1 rRNA gene is annotated in these 1,599 nt (G+C 53.3%); it reads left to right on the plus strand.

Annotation, left to right across the window (positions count from 1 at the left end):
• Nucleotides 1-14: 14 nt before the first annotated feature.
• Nucleotides 15-1,565 (plus strand): 16S ribosomal RNA (locus tag ATN88_RS16000).
• Nucleotides 1,566-1,599 lie beyond the last annotated feature (34 nt).

A 1,599-nucleotide genomic window follows, 5' to 3' on the forward strand; every position in this document is an offset into this window, starting at 1 on the left:
TTGAGCCAAAACTTTAATTGAAGAGTTTGATCATGGCTCAGATTGAACGCTGGCGGCAGGCCTAACACATGCAAGTCGAGCGGCAGCGACTTAACTGAACCTTCGGGGGACGTTAAGGGCGGCGAGCGGCGGACGGGTGAGTAATGGCTGGGAACCTGCCCGATAGAGGGGGATAACAGTTGGAAACGACTGCTAATACCGCATGATGTCTACGGACCAAAGGAGGGGATCTTCGGACCTTTCGCTATCGGATGGGCCCAGTTGGGATTAGCTAGTTGGTGAGGTAATGGCTCACCAAGCGACGATCCCTAGCTGGTTTGAGAGGATGATCAGCACACTGGAACTGAGACACGGTCCAGACTCCTACGGGAGGCAGCAGTGGGGAATATTGCACAATGGGCGCAAGCCTGATGCAGCCATGCCGCGTGTGTGAAGAAGGCCTTCGGGTTGTAAAGCACTTTCAGCAGTGAGGAAGGTTACGTAGTTAATACCTGCGTAATTTGACGTTAGCTGCAGAAGAAGCACCGGCTAACTCCGTGCCAGCAGCCGCGGTAATACGGAGGGTGCGAGCGTTAATCGGAATTACTGGGCGTAAAGCGCATGCAGGCGGTTTGTTAAGCAAGATGTGAAAGCCCCGGGCTTAACCTGGGAACAGCATTTTGAACTGGCAGGCTAGAGTCTTGTAGAGGGGGGTAGAATTTCAGGTGTAGCGGTGAAATGCGTAGAGATCTGAAGGAATACCGGTGGCGAAGGCGGCCCCCTGGACAAAGACTGACGCTCAGATGCGAAAGCGTGGGGAGCAAACAGGATTAGATACCCTGGTAGTCCACGCTGTAAACGATGTCTACTTGGAGGTTGTGACCTAGAGTCGTGGCTTTCGGAGCTAACGCGTTAAGTAGACCGCCTGGGGAGTACGGTCGCAAGATTAAAACTCAAATGAATTGACGGGGGCCCGCACAAGCGGTGGAGCATGTGGTTTAATTCGATGCAACGCGAAGAACCTTACCTACTCTTGACATCCAGAGAAGCTTGAAGAGATTCGAGTGTGCCTTCGGGAACTCTGAGACAGGTGCTGCATGGCTGTCGTCAGCTCGTGTTGTGAAATGTTGGGTTAAGTCCCGCAACGAGCGCAACCCTTATCCTTGTTTGCCAGCACGTAATGGTGGGAACTCCAGGGAGACTGCCGGTGATAAACCGGAGGAAGGTGGGGACGACGTCAAGTCATCATGGCCCTTACGAGTAGGGCTACACACGTGCTACAATGGCATATACAGAGGGCAGCAAGACCGCGAGGTGGAGCGAATCCCATAAAGTATGTCGTAGTCCGGATTGGAGTCTGCAACTCGACTCCATGAAGTCGGAATCGCTAGTAATCGTGGATCAGAATGCCACGGTGAATACGTTCCCGGGCCTTGTACACACCGCCCGTCACACCATGGGAGTGGGCTGCACCAGAAGTAGATAGCTTAACCTTCGGGAGGGCGTTTACCACGGTGTGGTTCATGACTGGGGTGAAGTCGTAACAAGGTAGCCCTAGGGGAACCTGGGGCTGGATCACCTCCTTAACGATACTATTAATGCTAGTGTCCACACAGATTG

The sequence above is a fragment of the Enterovibrio coralii genome, from assembly GCF_001559595.1.
Classification (GTDB): Bacteria; Pseudomonadota; Gammaproteobacteria; order Enterobacterales; family Vibrionaceae; genus Enterovibrio; species Enterovibrio coralii.